The sequence below is a fragment of the Methylobrevis albus genome, assembly GCF_015904235.1.
Classification (GTDB): Bacteria; Pseudomonadota; Alphaproteobacteria; order Rhizobiales; family Pleomorphomonadaceae; genus Methylobrevis_A; species Methylobrevis_A albus.
The window spans coordinates 170663-191213 of sequence record NZ_JADZLT010000054.1; the positions used below are offsets into that span (position 1 = coordinate 170663).

Consider the following 20551-nt stretch of genomic DNA (forward strand, 5'->3'; position numbering starts at 1 on the left):
GGGGTTGCCCGCCCAGAGGGGCGGGCGACGCCTCAGATGCCGCTGATGCCGTCGCGGGCGATGGTCGCGATGCGCAGGAGGTTGGTCGCGCCCGGCGTCTGCAGCGGCACGCCGGCCGTGATGATGATCTTGTCACCCGGCACGGTGAAGCCTTCCTCGCCCGAGACGCGCGCCGCCTTCTGCACGAGTTCCGCGAGGTTCTCCGCATCGGGCGTGTTCACCGCGTGCAGGCCCCAGACGATCTGCAGCCGCCGCGCCGTGGAGAGCTGCGGCGACAGCGCGATGATCCGGGTGAACGGCCGCTCGCGCGCGACGCGCAGGCCGGTGGCACCGGACGCGGTGAAGCACACGATCGCGGCGAGACCCATGGTCTCGGCGATGGTGCGCGCGCCCTGCGAGATCACGTCGGCGCCGGTCGCTTCCGGCTCGGCGCGCTGCGAATTGACGATCGTCGTATAGATCGGGTCCTGCTCGACCTCGACGGCGATGCGATCCATCGTCGCCACCGCGTCGATCGGATAGGCGCCGGCGGCCGATTCGGCCGAGAGCATGATCGCGTCGGCGCCCTCGAACACGGCGGTCGCGACGTCCGACACCTCGGCGCGGGTCGGCACCGGCGAACCGATCATCGATTCCAGCATCTGGGTGGCGATCACCACCGGCTTGCCGGCGCGGCGCGCGGCGCGGGTGATGCGCTTCTGCAGCCCGGGCACCTGCTCCAGCGGCATTTCCACGCCGAGGTCGCCGCGGGCGACCATCAGCGCGTCGGCCTGCTGGATGATGGCGTCGAGGTGCTGCACGGCCTGCGGCTTCTCGATCTTGGCGAGCACGCCGGCCTTGCGTCCGACGATGACCTTCACCTCCTCGATGTCCTCGGGCCGCTGCACGAAAGAGAGCGCGATCCAGTCGGCGCCGGCATCGAGTGCGGCGAGCAGGTCGGCATGGTCCTTCGGCGTCAGCGCCGAGGAGCCGATCGTGGTGTCCGGCAGGCTGACGCCCTTGCGGTCGGAAATCTTGCCGCCGACCTCGACCGTCGTCACCGCGACCTTGCCGTCGCAGGAGACGGTGCGCAGGCGCAGCTTGCCGTCGTCGATCAGGATGACGTGGCCGGGCTTCAGCCCGGCGAAGATTTCCGGATGCGGCAGGTGGACCCGCTCCTTGGTGCCGTCGATCTTCTCGGCGACGAACTCGAAGCGCTGACCGATCTCCAGCGTCGGCGCACCGCCGGGGAAGGCGCCGACGCGCAGCTTCGGGCCCTGCAGGTCGGCGAGGATCGCGATCGGCCGGCCGCAGTCGGCCTCGACCTCGCGGATCGCCGCCACCAGCTGGCCGAGCTTCTCGTGGCTGGTGTGGCTCATGTTGATGCGGAAGATGTCGGCCCCGGCGTCGTAGAGACGACGGATCGTGGCCGCGTCCGAGGACGAGGGACCGAGAGTGGCGAGAATCTTGACCTTGCGATTGCGCCTCATTTGCCCGCCGTACCCCTTTGCGTCGGTTCGGTCAGCTGGACGGTCCAGCCCCGCTGTTCCTGCGTGTCGATCTCGAAGAAGCCCGTCCTGTCATAGCCACGGGCTACGCAGTCTTCTGTACCGAGGATGGTGAACATCTTGCGACGGGTGCAGAGAAAGGCCTTGCCGCCCCACTCGCCGCCCTGCCGGGCGTCGACCGCGTAGAGATAGTAGTACCGCGCCGTCAACGGCCCCGGGATCAGGGTGTTGCACTTGTTTCCGGGGATGTTCCACCAGCCTTCGGTCGTCCAGCCGTCCTTCGCCTTGTAGCCGATCGCCACGCTGACCGTGGCCTCCGTCTTGTTGCAGAGACGCAGGTCCGCCAGTGCGGCATCGGCCGGCAGCGCGAGATAAGCAAGAAGCGCGCCCGCCGCGATGACGACGCTGCGCCGTCCCCGGCCGCGCCGCCGGTCGGGCGCGTCCGCCCCGGATCGGGGAGCCGTCGCAGGCGGCTGAAAGGGGGTCGCGGGCGCGTAAGGTCCAGCGCCGGTCGCTATCATCGCTTTTTCGGGCAACCCCATATGTAGATGCCTCTTTTTATCGCGTGCCCCGGCGAGGGGTGTCAACGCCGAATGCCGCGCCGCAGCGGTCGCCGCGCCGTGGTCCACCGCTCCGGTCTCCTGTTGCGAGCCGAAATCCGGCGGCATCATGACCCTCCGATCACGATCGCGTCACGGCGGCGGAGCGGGGCCGCGCCGCGACGATGCCGACGAGAATCATCAGGCCGCCGAGGCCCTGGTCGAGCGTCAGGCGCTCGTCGAACACCATCCACGCGACGAGGGCGGCCGCCACGGCCTCGAGGAAGATCACCAGCGACGAGAACGCCGCCGAGACGTGGCCGAGCGCGAAGGCGAGCAGCCCCTGCCCCGCCGCCTGGCCGAGCACCGCAAGGCCGACCAGCGCCGCGGCGCCCGCCACGGTCGCCGGCAGCAGCACCGGCTCGGCGATCGCCGCGGCGACCAGCAGCACCGTCGCCGTGGCAACGCAGCCGGCGAACGCCGTCGGCCCCGAGCCGTGCCGGCGGCGCGCGACCCGCACCGACAGGAAGTAGCCGCCGAAGAACAGCGAGGTGACGATGCCGTAGAGGTCGCCGGCGAGGCGCTCGGGCGCGAGCTGCCAGCTGCCGCCGATCAGCAGCGCCGCCCCGGCGAGACAGACGAACAGCCCGACCACAACGTGGCGCTCCACCGGCTCGCCGATGAACAGCCACGAGCCGAGCACCACCCAGATCGGCGCCATCGTGGCGAGGAAGGTGGCGTTGGCGATCGTCGTCGTCGTCAGCGACAGATGCCAGAAGATCAGGTCGCCGGCGAAGAACAGCCCCGCGAGCAGCACGGCCGGGCTGCGGAAGGCCGCGGCGATCGATCCCGCGCCGCCCTCGCGCAGCGCCCAGACCAGAATCAGCGGCAGCGCCAGCGCGACGCGCCAGAACGCACTCGCGAACGGGCCGACGTCGGTGAGGCGCACGAAGATCGTCGAGACGCCGAGCGCCGCCGCGCCCAGCACCAGCGCCGGCAGCGCGAGCGGATGCCCCGTGCCGGTACGCGGCGGCACGTCTGCGGTCGGGACGGCGGTACCCTCGGTCGTCATGGTGCGGCGGGTTTTCCGGAAGCGGCGGCGAAGCGGCGCGGCCGTTCGAAGCGGACGGTCGAGGCGGGCGACTTTATCCCTTCGTAGAGCATTCGGCCCGCGTTGCAAACGCGCCTGGGTCCGTCATCCACCCCGGCGGGCGACAAAGTGCCGGCGATCCGGACGCACGACCCGCCGTCGCCGCGCTGGCGAGCGCCCCGCCGCCCCGATATGATCGCGCCATGCCAGACCTCTCCCCGCCGCTCTCCCCCGCCGCCGCCCCGCCCTTCGCCCCGCCATTCGCTCCAATCGAGCGCATCGACGGCAGCGGCCCGCTGCTCGTGCTCTGCGATCACGCCAGCAACCGGCTGCCGCCGGGCTACGGCTCGCTCGGCCTGCCGCAGGCAGAGCTCGAGCGCCATATCGGCTACGACATCGGCGCCGAGGCGGTGACGCGCGGGCTGTGCGCCCGGCTCGGCGCGCGCGGGCTGATGACGCGCTTCTCGCGGCTGCTGATCGACCCCAACCGCGGCGAGGACGACCCGACGCTGATCATGCGGCTCTCCGACGGCGCCGTGGTGCCCGGCAACCGCGACGTCGACGCCGCCGAGCGCGAGCACCGTATCGAAACCTTCCACCGGCCCTATCACACCGCGATCGCCGCCGAGATCGACGCGATGCAGGCCGCCGGCCTCGTGCCGGTGATCTTCTCCGTGCACAGCTTCACCCCCGTCTGGCGCGGCTGGCCGCGGCCCTGGCACGTGGCGCTGCTCTGGGACGAGGACCCGCGCCTCGCCAAGCCGCTGATCGCCGCGCTGGAGGCCGAGGGCGATCTCGTCGTCGGGGACAACGAGCCCTATGACGGCGCCCTGCTCAACGACACCATGTTCCTGCACGGCACCGCCCGCGGCCTGCCGCACGTGCTGATCGAGGTGCGCCAGGACCTGATCGGCGACGCCGCCGGCGCCGACGCCTGGGCGGCACGCCTCGCCCGGCTGCTGCCGCCGCTGCTCGCCTTGCCGGCGCTCGGCGACGTCGCCATGTACGGCTCACGCGCCGGCCCGGTCCCGCCGCTCCGCGGCGCCGGCTGACCGGCTTCCGACAGACCCCCGACGATGGAGACGTGCGCGACCATGCCGATCCCCGATGACGAAGCGACCCGCACCGAGCTCGAAGCGGCCGCCTTCCGCCGCCTGCTCGAACATCTCGGCAGCCGCAGCGACGTCCAGAACATCGACCTGATGAATCTCGCCGGCTTCTGCCGCAACTGCCTCTCGAACTGGTACCGCGAGGCGGCGGAGGCGCGCGGCCTCGCCGTCAGCAAGGACGAGAGCCGCGAGGTCGTCTACGGCATGCCCTACGAGGACTGGCGGGCGCTGCACCAGAAGGAGGCGAGCCCCGCCCAGGCCGCCGCCTTCGAGGCGAACAAGCCGGCGCACTGACCCGGCGACCGCATCGATCCAGGGCCGGCGGCTCTCCAGCCATGCGCCGCGCGGACCGTCCCGGACTTGACGGACGCGCGGTCATGCGGCACGTCTCAGCCCCTCCGGCCGGACCCGTTCCGGCCGTCCGCTTTTGTTGAACGACCTTGTGAGGCCATCATGTCCGATACCGGCGGCGTCGCCGCGAACCAGCTGCGCGCCTTCGTCGAGCGCATCGAGCGGCTCGAAGAAGAGAAGAAGGCGATCGCCGACGACATCAAGGACGTCTACGCCGAGGCGAAGGGCAACGGCTTCGACACCAAGATCCTCAAGCAGGTGATCGCCCTGCGCAAGAAGGACCCGGCCGAGCGCGAGGAGCAAGAGACTATCCTCGAGCTCTATCTCGCCGCCCTCGGCATGATGCCGACCCCGGAAGAATAAGACCGCAGCGCGGGCCGGACCGGAAAGGACCGGCCCCGCCTCCTGCCCATGATCGCTCCGAACGAAAAACGGGCGCCGCTTGCCGCAGCGCCCGTTTTTCGTGTGGCCTGCGGACCCGCGCGGGGACCGCGATCAGCTAGGAAGGCTCAGCGGCTGGCGACCTTCGCCGCCGGCGCGTCCGTCGTCGCGACACGCCAGCCGCGCAGGCGGGCGATCGCCTCGCCGGAGAAGGCCGTGGTGCGCATCTCGCCGTAGGGCTTGCCGCCGAAACCGATCCGGAGACCGGTCGCGGGGTTGGTCAAAAGGGCCGCGAGGCGCTGCTGGTCGGGATGCACCAGCGTCTCGTCATCGGCCTGGCGGGCCAGCGTCGTCGGCGAGAACAGAGACACCGCGCCCCCGTCGAAGCGGAACGACTGCGTCAGCACCGCGAAGGGATCGGCGGCGATCGTGGTCGTCGCCGGCAGGCTGGCGTGGGCGGCGGCGACCGGCGAGGGCCGCGGCACGCGCTTTTCATCCGTCCGCGCCGAGAACATCGGCCGGGGCGCCGGCACCGAGGCCGACAGCGAGGCATAGCCGAGCGCCGTGGTGCCCTGCGCCTCCGCCGGCTCGCCCGAGAAGGCGGCGAGCGCGAGCCGCGCGTCTTCACGCGGATCGACGGTCGGCAGGCCGCGCCGCAGCTGCGGCGTCGGCACCGCGGCGCCGGCGACCGGCGGCACGGCCGCGGCCACCTGGACCGGGGCCTCCGCCGCGATGGCGGTGGCCGGACGCGGACGCGGCGTGATGGTGAGCGCGGCGACGACCGGGGCGGCGACGGCCTCGGCCTGCGCCTTCATGATCGCCTCCGCTTCGGCAGCGGCGGCTTCGGCACTCGCAACCGTGATGCGGGCTTCCTCGGCCTTGGCCTTCTCCGCCTCCGTGGCGGCGAGCGCCAGGGCGACGAGTTCGGCCGGCTTGCCGCGCGGCGCCGGCGGCGGGGCCACGGCGACGACGGTTTCGGCGGCCGGCTCGGCCGGCGGCGCGAAGCGGCCGGGGATCGCGGCGCTGGCGGGCAGCGTCGCTTCGGCGAGCGAGTTGACGCCCGACGGACGCTCGGCCGGAGCCCGCGGCGGCAACGGCGCCCGGGCCATCAGCGACGGGCTGGCGACGACCGGCGGTTCCACCGCGGCGGGCGGCACCGGCGCGGGGGCCGGACGCTGCTCGACCACGACCGGAGCGCGTTCGCGGGTCCGCTGCGGAGCCGGGGCTGCGCGCAGCTCCTGCCGCGCGGGGGCGGCTTCCTCTTCGCCACCGGCGCCCGACGCGGCCATCACCTCGGTCTCGTCGTCCTCGCCGCTGTCGAACAGCATCGCGAGGATGCCCTTCGGCCGCTTCTTCTCGCCGCTGCGCGAGGCGAGCGGGGCGCTGTAGGGCGCATCGATCTTGAGTTCGGCGAGCGCCTGCTGGTAGCCGCGGAGCGGACGACCCGTCGTCGGCACGTGCACCGTCTTGCCGTCCGGGAAGACGGCCATCAGCTGCTTCTCGGTCATGCGCGGCCAGTGGCGCACGCTGCCGACGTCGACGTGGACGAAGGGATTGTTGGCGCTCGGATAATAGCCGATGCCACCACGCTGCAGGCGAAGCGCGGCCGTGCGCAGCGTCGAGATCTTCGTGCCGGGGATGTAGAAGTCCATCGCCTTGCCGGCGGTGTGCTGGCTGCGCTTGGCGACGGCGCCGGAGCGCGAGCGCAGCATGTCGTTGGTGGCGAGCGAGCGATAGGCCGAGACCACGTGGATCGGCTGTGTCGCGCCCGACTGCCGGTAGACTTCCCACACCGTGTCGAACAGGCGGGGGTCCATCTTGGTCGGCTCGTTGCGACGCCAGTCGCGCAGGAAGACGTTGAGCTGGCGCAGCCCGGCATCGACGAAGCGGCCGTTCTGCTTGAACGTGACCGTCAGCCGTTCCTTGGTGTGGGTATTATAGAGAGAGAGCGTGCGGTTGTCGGCCGCAGCGGCCGGAACCACCGCGACGTTGGCGATCATCGTCGCGGCGAGCGCCGCGGCAACGAACTTCTGGGGACGAAGGACCGCGAAGCAGAACGATCCGGCCGCGACGAGCGCGCGATTCGCAGCGAAGGCGGCATCGGCGGTGAACGCCGCGGCCTGCGCAGGGAAGTTTGAGATGATCCGTTTCAAGCGGTCCTGCCAAGTCTCAGGGTGTTTACTCCAGCCCGATCCGAAAATACGCCCCAAAGCGTTAATCTCCGGTTTACCGTAGACCGTTCTCGACCCCGTCGACGTGGCCCCTCGCCGACAGAACGCGGTGCACAATAACGCCAGCTTGCCGCCGCCGCCAAGCGCCAATATGTACAAGACACAGGTTCTCCCACCGTTCTCCTGCAGCGTCGACCGCACAAATACGCACGGCGCGGCGCGGCAATCGCGGCGCAGAGCGGAATTTCGCCGCTCCGATCGCCGACAGCCGTGGACACCCGCGCCGGTCTCTGCTAAACCGCCACCCACTCAGGCGGTCTGCGCGGCCGCAGGTGGGCAAAAGCTTTGTTGCGACTGCCCGACCAGCCCCGACCACGGGGCGCTCCTCGACTTGAACGGAAGGTCACGCGTGCAGGTACTCGTTCGCGACAACAACGTCGATCAGGCTCTCAAGGCGCTCAAGAAGAAGATGCAGCGCGAGGGCATCTTCCGCGAGATGAAGCTCCGCGGCCATTACGAGAAGCCTTCGGAAAAGCGGGCTCGCGAGAAGGCGGAAGCCGTTCGCCGCGCCCGCAAGCTGGCGCGCAAGCGTGCCCAGCGCGAAGGCCTGATCCAGGGCAAGCCCAGCCCGCGCCGCTGATGCGGCGGGCGGCACCGTTCTCGGTGCCGCGGCTCAATCGAAATCTGAGGAGGCGGCCGTGTCGACGGCCGTCTCTTTTCGTATGGCCGGACGGCTGTGCCCTGCCCGACCCCGGCGCGGCATGTAACGGTCGCGGCGCCCGTGTCGCCCGTTGCGCCGCGGACCGGACCGGCGTCGTGGCCGTTGCAAGATCGGCACGCCCCGTGCGCGGCGCGCTTCCGCCGGCGACCGGCGGGCCGAAGGTTGCTGACGCGGCCGGCTCCAGCAGGCAAGATCGGCACGGCGGCCGCGGCGATGGTGGCGGCCGCCGCGCAATTCGGGCGAGTCCCGGCGGCGCGAACCGGGTATGATTCGGATTCGAGACACGGCCGGGCCGCTGCCCAGAGGCGGGCGACGCCCGGCGACCCTTTTACCTCGACGCGAGCGGCTGGCGGCGGCACGCGGGGCCGGATGGCGGGAGAATGCTGGAATGCTGACGACGATCAAGGCCGAGAAGCGCATTGAACCCGGTTTTGGCGCAAACCGCCGGACCTTGCGTCTGGCGCTGACGCTGGCCGGCGCGCTGGCGCTGGCCGCCTGCCAGAGTTCCTCGCCCGAGGCCGAACTCGACCGCGCGGCGGTCGATCCGAGCGCCGGCTCCGAGGCGAACATCTCCTCGCTCTCCGCCGTGATCGCCCAGGACCCGTCCAACGCCGGCGCCTACAACATTCGCGGCACCGCCTTCGGGCGCTCCGGCCGCTACAACGAGGCGCTGCGCGATTTCTCCACCGCGCTGTCGATCGACCCCAACCTCTACCAGGCCTACGCCAACCGCGGCCTCGTCTACCGCCGCATGGGCCGGGCCGATCTCGCCCTCGGCGACTACAACGCCGCGATCCGCATCAATCCGCAGTACGGCTCGGCCTATCGCCAGCGCGGCGCGCTCTACCGTGCCAACGGCCAGACCGAACTCGCCCTGCAGGATTTTGCGACGGCGATCAGCCTGTCCTCGTCCGATGCCGGTGCCTATTACAACCGCGCCCTGGTGCTGCAGTCGCAGGGCCGGCACGACCTCGCGATCGAGGACTTCACCACCGCGATGGCGCTCGACCCCAACCTGCCCGAGGCCTTCAACGGCCGCGGCCAGAGCAAGCTCGCGCTCAACCGCGACGAGGAAGCGCTGCAGGATTTCGCCGCGGCCGTGAACCGCAACAAGGAATCGGCGGCGTTCTGGACCAACCTCGGCATCGCCCAGCTCCGCCTCGGCCAGCGCGAAGCGGGCCTTGCCTCCGTCCGCCGCGGCGCTTCGCTCGACCCGAATTACCAGCCGGCCAAGCGCGCCTTGGCGCAATACGCGAGCGCGTGAGGCGTAGCCCCCTCGCTGCCGCCGCGGCCGGACCCGTCGCCGTCAGGGCGCCGGGACGGCCGCGATCGCGTCGGCAAGTTCGCGGTATTCCTCGCAGTCGACGCCGCAGATCCGCTCGAGTTCGGCAAGGTCGCGCCGCGCCGCCGCGAGGTCGCCGGTTTTCACGAACAGTTCGCCGCGATACTCCCGCGCGCCGCGATGGTTCGGCGCGATTTTGAGCGCGCGATCGTAGTAGCCGCGGGCGGCGACGACGTCCCCGGTCATCCGGCTGGTGAAGCCGAGCAGGTTCAGCGTGTCGGCATGGGCCGGCTGCAGCGATTCCGCCTGCTTCAAGAGCGGCAACGCTTCAGCGAAGCGTTCCTCTTTCACCAGCGCGGCGGCTTCGGCGTAGCCGGGCGGCATTTCGCCGGCGGCCGGCTCGCTGGCGTCGTTGGTGTCGACCGCCAGCGCCGGGGTTGCCCCCGCAAGGCAGAGGACCATCAGAGCAGACAAGAGCGACGAGGCTCGCGGCGACATGGCGGCGTACTCCGGCAGCTGGGAAGCGATTGTTCTAGCCGAAGTTCATGTCGGGCAATTGTCAGCGGCGCCCGTCGCGGCGGGCTCCACAAAAAAGGGCCCGGCCGCATGCGGCCGAGCCCTTTCCTGACCCCATGCGCCGCGTCAGTCGATGTTCTTGACGATCGTCTCGACCATCTTCTTCGCGTCGGCGAACAGCATCATCGTGTTCGGGCGGAAGAACAGCTCGTTCTCGATGCCCGCATAGCCCGAGCCGCGGCCGCGCTTCACGAACAGCACCGTCTTCGCCTTGTCGACGTCGAGGATCGGCATGCCGTAGATCGGCGAGGACGGGTCGTCGCGGGCGGCCGGGTTGGTGACGTCGTTGGCGCCGATGACGAAGGCGACGTCGGCCTGGGCGAACTCGGAGTTGATGTCCTCGAGCTCGAACACCTCGTCGTAGGGCACGTTCGCCTCGGCGAGCAGCACGTTCATGTGCCCGGGCATGCGCCCCGCCACCGGGTGGATGGCGTACTTCACCTCGACGCCCTCGTGCTTCAGCTTGTCGGCCATCTCGCGCAGGATGTGCTGCGCCTGCGCCACCGCCATGCCGTAGCCCGGCACGATGATGACTTTCGACGCGTTCTTCATGATGAAGGCGGCGTCCTCGGCCGAGCCCTGCTTCATCGGCCGGTCGTCGACGGCGCCGCCGGCGGCCGAACTGGTCTCGCCGCCGAAGCCGCCGAGGATCACCGAGATGAACGAGCGGTTCATGCCCTTGCACATGATGTAGCTGAGGATCGCACCCGACGAGCCGACCAGCGCGCCGGTGATGATCAGCGCGGTGTTGCCGAGGGTGAAGCCGATGCCCGCCGCCGCCCAGCCGGAGTAGCTGTTCAGCATCGAGACGACCACCGGCATGTCGGCGCCGCCGATCGGCACGATGATCAGCACGCCGAGCGCCAGCGCGGCGAGCGTGATCAGCCAGAACACGAGATGGCTCTCGGTCTGCACCAGCACCACGACCAGCACCAGGATCAGCACGGCGAGGCCGCCGTTGATGACGTGGCGGAACGGCAGCATGATCGGCTTGCCGCTCATCCGCCCGTCGAGTTTCAGGAAGGCGATCACCGAGCCGGTGAAGGTGATCGCGCCGATCGCGACGCCGAGGCTCATCTCGACCAGCGCCTGGCCGTGGATCGCCCCGACCTCGCCGATGCCGAGCGCCGACGGCGCATAGAGCGCGCCGGCCGCCACCATGACGGCGGCAAGGCCGACGAGGCTGTGGAAGGCGGCGACGAGCTGCGGCATCGCCGTCATCGGGATGCGTTTTGCGATCACGGCGCCGATGCCGCCGCCGAGCGCGAGGCCGACGACGATCAGGATATAGGCGCCTGCGGAGGGCGGGATCGCGACGAGGGTCGTCAGCACGGCGATGGCCATGCCGACCATGCCGTAGATGTTGCCCTTGCGTGAGGTGACCGGGCTCGACAGCCCGCGCAGCGCCAGGATGAACAGGACGCCGGAGACGAGGTAGAGGGTCGCGGTGATGTTCGCGGACATGCCCGTCACCCCTTCTTCTTGTACATGGCGAGCATGCGGCTGGTGACGAGGAAGCCGCCGAAGATGTTGACGGCCGCCAGCACCACCGCGATGAAGCCGAAGCCGCGGGCAAAGCCGGCACCGTCGGAGGCGGCGAGATCGACGCCGACGGCGAGCAGCGCGCCGACGATGATCACCGAGGAGATGGCGTTGGTGACGGCCATCAGCGGCGTGTGCAGCGCCGGCGTCACCTGCCAGACCACGTAGTAGCCGACGAAGATCGCCAGCACGAAGATCGCGAGGCGGAACACGAACGGGTCGATCACGCCGCCCGACAGGGCGTGCGCGGCGGCGCCGACACCGTCGGCGGCGGGGTGGGCGGCGATCTGGTCGGCGTAGCTCGCGGCGGCAGCGGCGGCGTCAGCGGCCTGGCGCGCGGCTTCGGCAGCGGCGTCGGCCGCCGCACGGGCGCGCTCGACCGCCTCTTCGGGCGAAAGATTGGCCATGGGGGTCCCCCTCAGGCGGAGATGAAGGCGGGATGAACGACGGCGCCGTCGCGCGTGAGCACGGTGGCCTTGACCAGCTCGTCGTCCCAGTTGACGGCGAGCGACTTCGTGTCCTTGTCGATCAGCGTCTCGACGAAGGCGAAGAGGTTCTTGGCGTAGAGCTGCGACGCAGTGGCGGCGATGCGGCCGGCGACGTTGCGGTAGCCGACGATCCGGACCGCGCCGACCTCGGCGATCTCGCCGGCGACCGCGCCCTCGACGTTGCCGCCGCGCTCGACCGCGAGGTCGACGAGGACGGAGCCGGGGCGCATCGACGCGATCATCGCGGAGCTCACCAGCCGCGGCGCCGGGCGCCCGGGGATCAGCGCCGTGGTGATCACCACGTCCTGCTTCCTGATGTGCTCGGCGACGAGGGCCGCCTGCTTCGCCTGGTATTCGGCCGACATCGGCTTGGCGTAGCCCGCCGCGGTCTCGGCCGCCTTGAACTCCTCGTCCTCGACGGCGACGAACTTCGCCCCGAGGCTCTCGACCTGCTCCTTGGAGGCGGGGCGGACGTCGGTCGCGGAAACGACGGCGCCGAGGCGCCGGGCGGTGGCGATCGCCTGCAGGCCGGCGACGCCGGCGCCCATGACGAAGACGCGCGCGGCGGGCACGGTGCCGGCCGCCGTCATCATCATCGGGAAGGCGCGGTCGTAGACGCCGGCGGCATCGATCACCGCCTGGTAGCCGGCGAGGTTCGCCTGGCTGGAGAGCACGTCCATCACCTGCGCACGGGTGATGCGCGGCATGAATTCCATGGCGACGGCGGCTATGCCGGCCTCGGCCATGGCCTTCACGGCGTCTTCGCTGCCGTAGGGGTCCATGGTGGCGACGACGAGCGCGCCGCCGGTGATCAGCGGCAGTTCCTCGGCCGCGGGCCGGCGGACCTTCAGCACCACGACGGCGCCCGAATAGGTCTCGGCGGCGGTGGCCGCGATGCTGGCCCCGGCCGCCTCATAGTCGGCGTCGGGAATGCGCGACAGCGTGCCGGCACCGGACTGCACCACGACCTCGGCCCCGAGGCCGACGAAGCGTTTCACGGTGTCCGGCGTCGCGGCGACGCGGGTCTCTTCTGGATGGACCTCGAGCGGGACGGCGATCTTCATTCAGCCTCCTCCGAAACGGTAGATACCTCATGCGGCGGGGCGCAGCGCATGCCGGCGTCGGGCGGCGGGGCCGCCAGTCCGTCGGGGGAGCGGATGCTCGCCCCGTCACATTTCAGACGAGGAAGATCGCCATCAGAACGACGATCGCGACGACGCTGATCGTGCCCCACTTCACCATGCCGATGAACAGGTTGTAGGTCTTCTCGTGCTCGGCGTAATCCATTGCATTGCCGTGCGAGTTGCCGTGTTCGGCCATGTGGAATCCTCCCTCATGCGTGACGCGTGGGGCTTTATGGCAAAAAGGTGGGATGCCCGCAAGGAACGCCGCCCGGCCGATGGTCGGGGCGCGGCAAAGCGGCGCGAGGGGTCGTGCCGTGGGGTGCCCCTCCCTGTCCCTCCCCCGCTTCGCAGGAGAGGGGACGCAGGAGGATGGCATCCCTTCGATAGCAGCTCTTCGGTTCGGCGATACGAAGTTTGACGAAAGCCTTGTCCCCCATCGTCCCCTCTCCTGCGAAGCGGGGGAGGGACAGGGAGGGGGGAGGCCCCACGGCAAGGACTACGCCTGCTACTCCTCCACCGCCTCCAGCCCCGCCCGCGCCAGCGCCACACCCTGCCGCTCCGCGAGCGCCTCGATGGAAAACCCCTCGATCTCGTCGTTGAACAGCCGGAAGAAGTTGAGTTCCGCCGCGAGATGCAGGAACACGCCGCCGAGGCCGATCGCGGCGCGGTCCATGAAGACGAACTCGCGCGGGACGGTGACGGGCCCCTGCGCCTTCAGCGCCTGGTGCACCCGGAACGCCTCCTTGCGGCCGTAGGCGCCGGGGCTGACGCCGTCGGCGACGCTGCGGGTGCGGTCATCGAGCAGCGGGCCATAGATGAAGCGCGCCCAGATGTTGAGGATCCCGACGAGCTCCTTGGTCAGCCCCTTGAACCCCCACGACCGGTAGGCCTCGACGACGCGCTCCTCGTCGCCGGTCTGCAGGCCGCGGTAGAGGTCGACGACACCGGCGACAAAGCGCGGCGGGAAGATGCGGATGCAGCCGTAGTCGAGCAGGTTGATGCCGGCCGGTTGGCCGTCCGCGCCGGTGAACGCCGTGTAGTTGCCGAGGTGCGGGTCGCCGTGGATGACGCCGAAGTGGCTGAGCGGATGCCACCAGGCGCGGAACATCGCCGTCGCGATCCGGTTGCGCGTCTCGATCGGCGCGGTCTTGTAGTCGAGCAGCCGGCGCCCCTCGAGCCACTCCATCGTCAGCAGGCGGCGGGTCGAGAGCGCCGGCATGATCTGCGGCACGCGCACGTCGTCGGTGCTCTTCAGAATGTCGGTGTAGAGCCGGGCGTGTTTCGCCTCGCGCTCGTAGTCGAGCTCCTCGCGGATCCGCGCCGCGATCTCCGAGCGGATCTCCGAGGTGTCGATCGCCGGGCGCATCCGCCGGTGCAGCGAGAACACCAGTTCGAGCTGCGAGAGATCCGCCTCGACCGCGGAGGACATGTCCGGATACTGCAGCTTCACCGCGAGCGCCCGGCCATCGAGGTCGGTCGCCCGGTGCACCTGGCCGAGCGACGCGGCATGCGCCGGGGTGCGCTCGAACGAGCCGAAGCGCTTCTCCCAGTCCACCCCGAGCTCGGCCGCCATCCGCCGCTTGACGAAGGCCGCCCCCATCGGCGGCGCGTTGGACTGCAACTGCGCCAGTTCCTCGGCATATTCCGGCGGCACCGCGTCGGGAATGGTGGCGATCAGCTGCGCCACCTTCATGATCGGCCCTTTGAGGCCGCCGAGCGCGCTCGCCAGCGCCGCCGCCGAGGCCTGGTCCTCGCCGCCGAACAGGCGCTGGCCGGCGATCCGCGCCGCAACCCCGCCGATGTTGGTGCCGACCCGCGCATAGCGGGCGGCCCGGGCGGAAAAGCGGTTGCGTTCGCGGTCGTCGGGCGGGGGCATCGCGGTCTCCGATGGTGACTGTCGTTGCGGTCTAGATAGGTCGCCCGACGCCGCTGTCGCCCGGCGGCGAGTGCTTTCCCCCCGCCCGGCTGTCATGCGTCTGTGACCTTCCGATCTTAAGGGACTGGAATGGTTCTAACGAAGAACCACGAATTCCAGGCTTCAGGAGAGATCGACATGGACGGCGCCACCCCGCGCACCAGCGGCTTCCGCACCTCAATGCTCGAGGAGGTCGTCGGCGACGGCCACAACGAGAGCCTCAATCCGACGATGGGCGAGATCATCGCCACCCGCTTCTCGCGCCGCGGCTTCCTCAAGGGCTCGCTCGCCGTCTCGGCGATCGCCGCAACCGTCAGCCCGCTCGCCCTGATGGTGGCCGACGAGGCCCGCGCCGCCACCGGCTCCGCCTTCTCCTTCAAGGAGGTCGAGGCCGGCATCGACGCCACCCATCACGTTGCCGAAGGCTACGACGCCGACGTGCTGCTGCGCTGGGGCGATGCGATCTTCCCCGACAGCCCCGCCTTCGACCCGCTCAACCAGAGCGCCGAGGCCCAGGCGAAGCAGTTCGGCTACAACAACGACTACGTCGGCTACATCCCGCTGGACGGCTCGGCGAAGCACGGCCTGCTCGTGGTCAACCACGAGTACACCAACGAGCACCTGATGTTCGCCGGCATCGTGTCGATCGTCGACGGCAAGGTCGAGGTGGCCGCGGCGGACCAGGCCCGCGTCGACATCGAGATGGCCGCGCACGGCGGCACGATCGTCGAAATCATCAACGAGAACGGCAAGTGGCGCCCGGTGCTGGACGGCAAGCTCAACCGTCGCATCACCGCCTCGACCGAGATGCTGGTCACCGGCCCCGCCGCCGGCCACGACCGCCTGAAGACCAACGCCGATCCGTCGGGCACCAAGGTGCTCGGCACCATCAACAACTGCGCCGGCGGCGTCACGCCCTGGGGCACCTACATCCTGGCCGAGGAGAACTTCCACGGCTACTTCATCGGCGAGCTGCCCGAGGGCCATGCGGAAGCGGCCAACTACAAGCGCGTCGGCGTGCCGGAAGGCTCCTACCAGTGGGGCAACTTCCACGACCGCTTCGACGTCTCCAAGGAGCCGAACGAACCGAATCGCTTCGGCTGGATGGTCGAGGTCGACGTGATGGACCCGAACTCCGTGCCGAAGAAGCGCACCGCCCTCGGCCGCTTCAAGCATGAGGGCGCGGAGTCGATCGTCGCGCAGGACGGCCGCGTCGTGTTCTACCTCGGCGACGACGAGCGCTTCGACTACGTCTACAAGTTCGTCACCGCCGGCACCTACAACCCCGACGACCGCGCCGCCAACATGGACCTGCTCGACGAGGGCACGCTCTATGTCGCGAAGTTCGACGCCGACGGCAAGGTGACCTGGATGCCGCTCGTCCACGGCGAAGGCCCGCTGACGCCCGAAAACGGCTTTGCCAGCCAGGCCGACGTTGTGATCGAGGCGCGTCGCGCTGGCGACCTGCTCGGCGCCACCAAGATGGACCGCCCCGAGGACATCGAGCCCAACGGTGTCAACGGCAAGGTCTACGTGATGCTGACCAACAACACCCGCCGCACCGACGAGCAGGTCGACGCCGCCAACCCGCGCGCCAAGAACGCCTTCGGCCACATCATCGAGATCACCGAAGAAGGTGGCGACTTCGCCGCCACCACCGGCACCTGGGAAGTGCTGCTGCAGTGCGGCGACCCGTCGGTCGCCGAGGTCGGCGCCACCTTCTCGACCGAGACCACGAAGAACGGCTGGTTCGGCATGCCCGACAACTGCGCCGTCGACAGCGCCGGCCGGCTCTGGGTTTCCACCGACGGCAACTCGCCGAAGGCCACCGGCCGCACCGACGGCCTCTGGGCCGTCGACACCGAGGGCGACGCCCGCGCCACCTCGAAGCTGTTCTTCCGCGTGCCCGTCGGCGCCGAGATGTGCGGCCCGCTGTTCACGCCGGACGACGAGACCGCCTTCGTCGCGGTCCAGCATCCGGGCGACGGTGGCGACGACTGGGAAGGCTTCGGCCGCCCGTCCTACTACGAGGACCTCTCGACCCGCTGGCCCGACTTCAAGGACGACATGCCGGTGCGTCCGGCCGTCGTCGTGATCACCAAGCAGGGCGGCGGCAAGATCGCCGTCTGAGTCTGATCGGCCCCGAAATGCGAACGCCTGCTGCAGCGATGCAGCGGGCGTTCGTCGTTTCAGGTGGCGGGCGGCGGCTTCGATCAGCCGGCCATGGCTCTCACAGCCGGTCGCGGATCCAGCGCGCCAACCCGTCCTCGTCCACCTCGCCGGCGGCGAGGGCGAGGATGACAGCCGTTGCTTCGGCGGGCGACGGGCGGAACGGAACGCCGTTGAGGCGCAGGAACAGCATCATCGCCGCGAAGGCCGCCCGCTTGTTGCCGTCGATGAACGGGTGATTGCGCGCGAGGCCAAACGCGTAAGCTGCGGCAAGAACGGCGATGTCCGTCTCGCCGTAGGCCCATTTGTTCTGCGGCCGCATCACCGCCGACTCGAGCAGGTTCTCGTCGCGCACGCCCGCCGGACCGCCGAACAGCGCGAGCTGTTCCGCGTGGACGTCGATCACCAGCGCCGGCGCCAGCCATCGCGGTTCGGTCATTTGGCGAGCGCCTTGAACGTGTCCTGATACTCGCGGAAGAGTTCCCGGGCGACTTCCATCGCTTCGGCATGATCGGGATCATAAGGGCCGAGCTTGACCGACCGATCAGGCAGTTCGGTGACGTGCAGCCAATCGCCCTGAGCGAGCTTCAGCCGAGCCAGCAGTTCCTTCGGCAGGATCACACCGGTCGAGTTGCCGATCTTCTTGATTTCGAGCTTCATGGCGAGGGCTCCGCGCAGTCGTGTTATACATTACGTATAACATAACTCGGTCACCCCGCCAACGCCCCTGCCGACGCTTTCAGGTCAGGCCGAGAGGGCGGGCCCGGTGGCGGCGCGCCGGTTCCAGGGCATCAGCGCCAGCACTTTCGCCATCCCGCACCAGCCGGTGATGCCGGCAAACGTGAGCCCGGCGCCGATAAAAGCCGGGATCGCAAAGAAGCCCGGCGCGACGAAAAGTCCGAGCATCACCCCGATGAACACGAGGCTGCCGGCGCCGATCTGCACCTGGCGCATGATCTCGATCGGCTGGCTGCGGTCGCGGCGCACCGGCAGGCCAGCGTCCTTCCAGCCTTCGATACCGCCTTCGAGAATATAGGCCCGCCCCTCGGCCACCGCGGCTTTCAGCGTCGCGGCGTTGACGCTGGTCCGGTTGCCGGAGCGGCAGTGGAAGATGACACAGTCGCCGGTGATCGCGGCGTCGGAGAGCGCTGCGACGGGGCGGTTCACGGCCCCCGGGATGTTTTCGCGGGCGTGTTCGTCGCGGTCGCGGATGTCGACCAGCGTGGCGCCCTTGGCGACGAGGGCTTCGGCGTCCCGCGCCGTAATGGTTTCGAGTGACATGGCGTTGCGTCCTGCTGCGGGGAACCGCACCCGTAAGGATACCACCCCTAAAATCTGATTTTGCTAAATTAGTAAATTCTAATATAAATGTCAAGCCAGGAAGCCGGGAGGCGGATTACCCCCACCCGGCTTGCAAATCGGCGCATTTTCGAGGAGGCCCACCAGCGCGGGCGGAAGCGAAGTCGCGGCCCCGTCACTGACGCACGATCGGCGGGCGCGGGAGAGCCTCCCGCACCCGCCGGCCCCGGCTCAGGCTTCCATCGCTTCCAGTTCCGCGATCATGCCCTCGATCATGTTGAGGCCGATCTGCCAGAACGCCGGGTCGGTGGCGTCGAGGCCGAAGGGGGCGAGGAGTTCCGAATGGTGCTTGGTGCCGCCGGCCTTGAGCAGCGCGAAGTACTTGTCCTGGAAGCCCGGCTCGGCCTTCTCGTAGACGCCGTAGAGCGAGTTCACCAGGCAATCGCCGAACGCATAGGCGTAGACGTAGAACGGCGAATGGATGAAGTGCGGGATGTAGGTCCAGAAGGTCTCGTAGCCGGGGCCGAACTCGATCGCCGGGCCGAGGCTGTCGCCCTGCACCTTCAGCCAGATGTCACAGATCTGCTCGGAGGTGAGCTCGCCCGATTTCCGCGCGGTGTGGATCTCGCGCTCGAACGTATAGAAGGCGATCTGCCGCACGACCGTGTTGATCATGTCCTCGACCTTCGAGGCGAGCATCGTGCGCCGCTCGGCCGGGGTCTTCGCGCCGTCGAGCAGCGAGCGGAAGGTCAGCATCTCGCCGAACACCGAGGCGGTCTCGGCAAGCGTCAGCGGGGTCGGCGCCATCAGCGCGCCGTTCGGGCCGGCGAGCACCTGATGCACGCCATGGCCGAGTTCGTGCGCCAGCGTCATCACGTCCCGCGTCCGGCCCATGTAGTTCAGCAGCACGAAGGGATGCGCGCTCGGCACGGTCGGATGTGCGAACGCACCCGGCGACTTGCCCGGCCGGGTCGGCGCATCGATCCAGCTCTCGTCGAAGAAGCGCTTGGCGATCGCCGCCATCTCCGGCGAGAAGCGGCCATAGGCGGTCAGCACCGTCTCGCGCGCCTCGTCCCAGCCGACGAGCCGCGTCGCGGCGTTCGGCAGCGGCGCGTTGCGGTCGTAGTAGGCGATCTTGTCCTTGCCCATCCACTTCGCCTTGAGCGCGTAATAGCGGTGCGACAGGCGCGGATAGGCGGTGTGCACCGCCTCGACCAGCGCGTCGACCACCTCGCGCTCGACCCGGTTCGACAGATGCCGCGAATCGGCGATGTCCTCGAAGCCGCGCCAGCGGTCGGAGATCTCCTTGTCCTTCGCCAGCGTGTTGGTGATCAGCGTGAACAGGCGCAGATTGTCCTTGAACGTCTTGCCGAGCGCCTCGGCCGCCACCTTGCGCTTCGCCTCGTCCGGCTCCTGCATCAGGTGCAGCGTCTGCTCGATCGAGAGCTCCTCGCCCTCGACGGTGAAGCGCAGGCCCGACATCGTCTCGTCGAACAGGCGGTTGAAGGCGCCGCGCCCGGTGATCGACTTCTCGAGGAACAGCTCCTCGACCCGGTCTTCCAGCTGGTGCGGCTTTTCCTTGCGCACGTCCTCGATCCACGGCCGGTAGTGACCGAGTTCCGGATCCGCGAGCGCCGCGTCGAGCGCGGCGTCGTCGATGCGATTGAGCTCGAGCTCGAAGAACAGCAGCTGCGAGCTCGCCGCCGTCAGCTTCTCGCTGGTGTCGCCGTAGAACTTCGCGCGCTTCGGGTCGCTGGTGTCGCCGGAATAGAGCAGGCCGGCATAGGACATGACCCGGCCCATCAGTTCCTGGATCTCTTCGTACTCCCGGATCACCCGGGCGAGCGCCGCGCCGCCGACGGGGCTGTCGAGCAGCCCGGCGAGCTTGCCCTTGTGGGCGGCGGCGAACGCGGCCGAATCGGTTTGCGCCCGGCCGACGTCGGCCGACACCTCCGGCGCATCCGGGCCGGAATAAAGGGCCGAGAGATCCCATTCGGGCAGGTCGCCGAGCCCGGCGGACGCCGCCGCCGGAGCGGCAGGGGCGCGGGGCAGGTCGAAACGGTCGTAACGCACGGTCATTCGCGGCACTCCGGAGGCGCAGGCTGACGCGGGATCGGCGTCGGGCGCGGGGCTGTGCCCCTTCATATCGGGTCCGCGCCGGGGGGATCAACGTCGGGGCGACCGATCCTCGAAATAGAGCCGAGGCTTGAAAATCACGTCGAATTGTCCCGGCCGGGTTAAGCGGACCTTTACCGAGCCGGGCGCAGGCTGCGCCGAATTGAGACAGTTTCCGGACCCGCGGCGCCC

Annotated in this window: 20 protein-coding genes; 6 read left to right on the plus strand and 14 right to left on the minus strand. The window is 69.6% G+C overall.

Annotated features, from left to right (window positions below; translation table 11 throughout):
• Positions 1-32: 32 nt before the first annotated feature.
• Genes pyk through I5731_RS16455 form a run of 3 tightly spaced genes read right to left on the minus strand, consistent with a single transcriptional unit; the run spans position 33 to position 3098 of the window.
• The gene (pyk, locus tag I5731_RS16445) at positions 33-1469 is read right to left on the minus strand and encodes a pyruvate kinase (RefSeq protein WP_197312494.1); all 1437 of its coding nucleotides are present in this window, start codon (positions 1467-1469) and stop codon (positions 33-35) included.
• Complete coding sequence (locus tag I5731_RS20090; protein ID WP_407941848.1) at positions 1466-2158, minus strand: DUF1036 domain-containing protein; 693 nt, start codon at positions 2156-2158, stop codon at positions 1466-1468. The genes pyk and I5731_RS20090 overlap by 4 nt, the downstream gene beginning before the upstream one ends.
• Positions 2159-2168: 10 nt before the next feature.
• Positions 2169-3098: a DMT family transporter gene (locus I5731_RS16455; RefSeq protein ID WP_197312495.1), complete on the minus strand. Its 930-nt coding sequence runs from the start codon at positions 3096-3098 to the stop codon at positions 2169-2171.
• Between the two features lie 221 nt (positions 3099-3319).
• Here I5731_RS16455 and I5731_RS16460 point away from each other — a divergent pair, with 221 nt between their 5' ends.
• From I5731_RS16460 to I5731_RS16470, 3 genes are all read left to right on the plus strand, one after another.
• Positions 3320-4168 carry an N-formylglutamate amidohydrolase gene (locus I5731_RS16460; RefSeq protein WP_197312496.1) on the plus strand — a complete coding sequence of 283 codons (849 nt, stop codon included), beginning with the start codon at positions 3320-3322 and terminating at the stop codon, positions 4166-4168.
• A 42-nt stretch (positions 4169-4210) separates the two neighbouring features.
• The gene (locus I5731_RS16465) at positions 4211-4519 is read left to right on the plus strand and encodes a DUF1244 domain-containing protein (protein ID WP_197312497.1); all 309 of its coding nucleotides are present in this window, start codon (positions 4211-4213) and stop codon (positions 4517-4519) included.
• Positions 4520-4678: 159 nt separating this feature from the next.
• On the plus strand, positions 4679-4939 hold the full coding sequence (locus I5731_RS16470) for a DUF2312 domain-containing protein (protein ID WP_197312498.1): 261 nt from the start codon (positions 4679-4681) through the stop codon (positions 4937-4939).
• A gap of 146 nt (positions 4940-5085) precedes the next feature.
• Here the strand turns inward: I5731_RS16470 and I5731_RS16475 are convergent, their stop codons facing one another.
• The gene (locus I5731_RS16475; RefSeq protein WP_197312499.1) at positions 5086-7110 is read right to left on the minus strand and encodes a DUF882 domain-containing protein; all 2025 of its coding nucleotides are present in this window, start codon (positions 7108-7110) and stop codon (positions 5086-5088) included.
• Between the two features lie 427 nt (positions 7111-7537).
• Between I5731_RS16475 and rpsU the strand changes: the two genes are divergently transcribed.
• Together rpsU and I5731_RS16485 are read left to right on the plus strand one after the other, a co-directional pair.
• Positions 7538-7768, plus strand: coding sequence for a 30S ribosomal protein S21 (gene rpsU / locus I5731_RS16480; protein WP_197312500.1), 231 nt, complete (start codon positions 7538-7540; stop codon positions 7766-7768).
• Positions 7769-8237: 469 nt separating this feature from the next.
• Entirely contained in the window at positions 8238-9113 is an 876-nt protein-coding gene (locus I5731_RS16485; protein ID WP_197312501.1) for a tetratricopeptide repeat protein, read from the plus strand.
• A gap of 42 nt (positions 9114-9155) precedes the next feature.
• On the opposite strand, the gene I5731_RS16490 is transcribed toward I5731_RS16485, so the two are convergent.
• The 6 genes from I5731_RS16490 to I5731_RS16515 form a co-directional block, all read right to left on the minus strand.
• Complete coding sequence (locus tag I5731_RS16490; RefSeq protein WP_197312502.1) at positions 9156-9629, minus strand: tetratricopeptide repeat protein; 474 nt, start codon at positions 9627-9629, stop codon at positions 9156-9158.
• Positions 9630-9773: 144 nt separating this feature from the next.
• Entirely contained in the window at positions 9774-11171 is a 1398-nt protein-coding gene (locus tag I5731_RS16495; RefSeq protein WP_197312503.1) for an NAD(P)(+) transhydrogenase (Re/Si-specific) subunit beta, read from the minus strand.
• A 5-nt stretch (positions 11172-11176) separates the two neighbouring features.
• Positions 11177-11656, minus strand: coding sequence for an NAD(P) transhydrogenase subunit alpha (locus I5731_RS16500; protein ID WP_197312504.1), 480 nt, complete (start codon positions 11654-11656; stop codon positions 11177-11179).
• Positions 11657-11667: 11 nt separating this feature from the next.
• The gene (locus I5731_RS16505; protein ID WP_197312505.1) at positions 11668-12801 is read right to left on the minus strand and encodes a Re/Si-specific NAD(P)(+) transhydrogenase subunit alpha; all 1134 of its coding nucleotides are present in this window, start codon (positions 12799-12801) and stop codon (positions 11668-11670) included.
• Between the two features lie 112 nt (positions 12802-12913).
• Positions 12914-13057: an aa3-type cytochrome c oxidase subunit IV gene (locus I5731_RS16510; protein ID WP_197312506.1), complete on the minus strand. Its 144-nt coding sequence runs from the start codon at positions 13055-13057 to the stop codon at positions 12914-12916.
• 309 nt (positions 13058-13366) lie between these two features.
• The gene (locus tag I5731_RS16515; protein WP_197312507.1) at positions 13367-14737 is read right to left on the minus strand and encodes an ABC1 kinase family protein; all 1371 of its coding nucleotides are present in this window, start codon (positions 14735-14737) and stop codon (positions 13367-13369) included.
• Positions 14738-14914: 177 nt separating this feature from the next.
• On the opposite strand from I5731_RS16515, the gene I5731_RS16520 reads away from it, so the two are divergent.
• Positions 14915-16906 carry a PhoX family protein gene (locus I5731_RS16520; protein ID WP_197312508.1) on the plus strand — a complete coding sequence of 664 codons (1992 nt, stop codon included), beginning with the start codon at positions 14915-14917 and terminating at the stop codon, positions 16904-16906.
• A gap of 100 nt (positions 16907-17006) precedes the next feature.
• On the opposite strand, the gene I5731_RS16525 is transcribed toward I5731_RS16520, so the two are convergent.
• The 4 genes from I5731_RS16525 to I5731_RS16540 all read right to left on the minus strand — a co-directional run bounded on the left by I5731_RS16525 (position 17007) and on the right by I5731_RS16540 (position 20323).
• On the minus strand, positions 17007-17384 hold the full coding sequence (locus tag I5731_RS16525) for a type II toxin-antitoxin system death-on-curing family toxin (RefSeq protein ID WP_197312509.1): 378 nt from the start codon (positions 17382-17384) through the stop codon (positions 17007-17009).
• Positions 17381-17605 (minus strand): AbrB/MazE/SpoVT family DNA-binding domain-containing protein, encoded by a 225-nt coding sequence (locus I5731_RS16530; RefSeq protein ID WP_197312510.1) that lies wholly within the window; start codon positions 17603-17605, stop codon positions 17381-17383. Before I5731_RS16530 ends, I5731_RS16525 begins: the two co-directional genes overlap by 4 nt.
• Before the next feature lie 84 nt (positions 17606-17689).
• On the minus strand, positions 17690-18226 hold the full coding sequence (locus I5731_RS16535) for a rhodanese family protein (protein ID WP_197312511.1): 537 nt from the start codon (positions 18224-18226) through the stop codon (positions 17690-17692).
• Positions 18227-18475: 249 nt separating this feature from the next.
• On the minus strand, positions 18476-20323 hold the full coding sequence (locus tag I5731_RS16540) for a M3 family oligoendopeptidase (RefSeq protein ID WP_197312512.1): 1848 nt from the start codon (positions 20321-20323) through the stop codon (positions 18476-18478).
• Between the last annotated feature and the right edge of the window lie 228 nt (positions 20324-20551).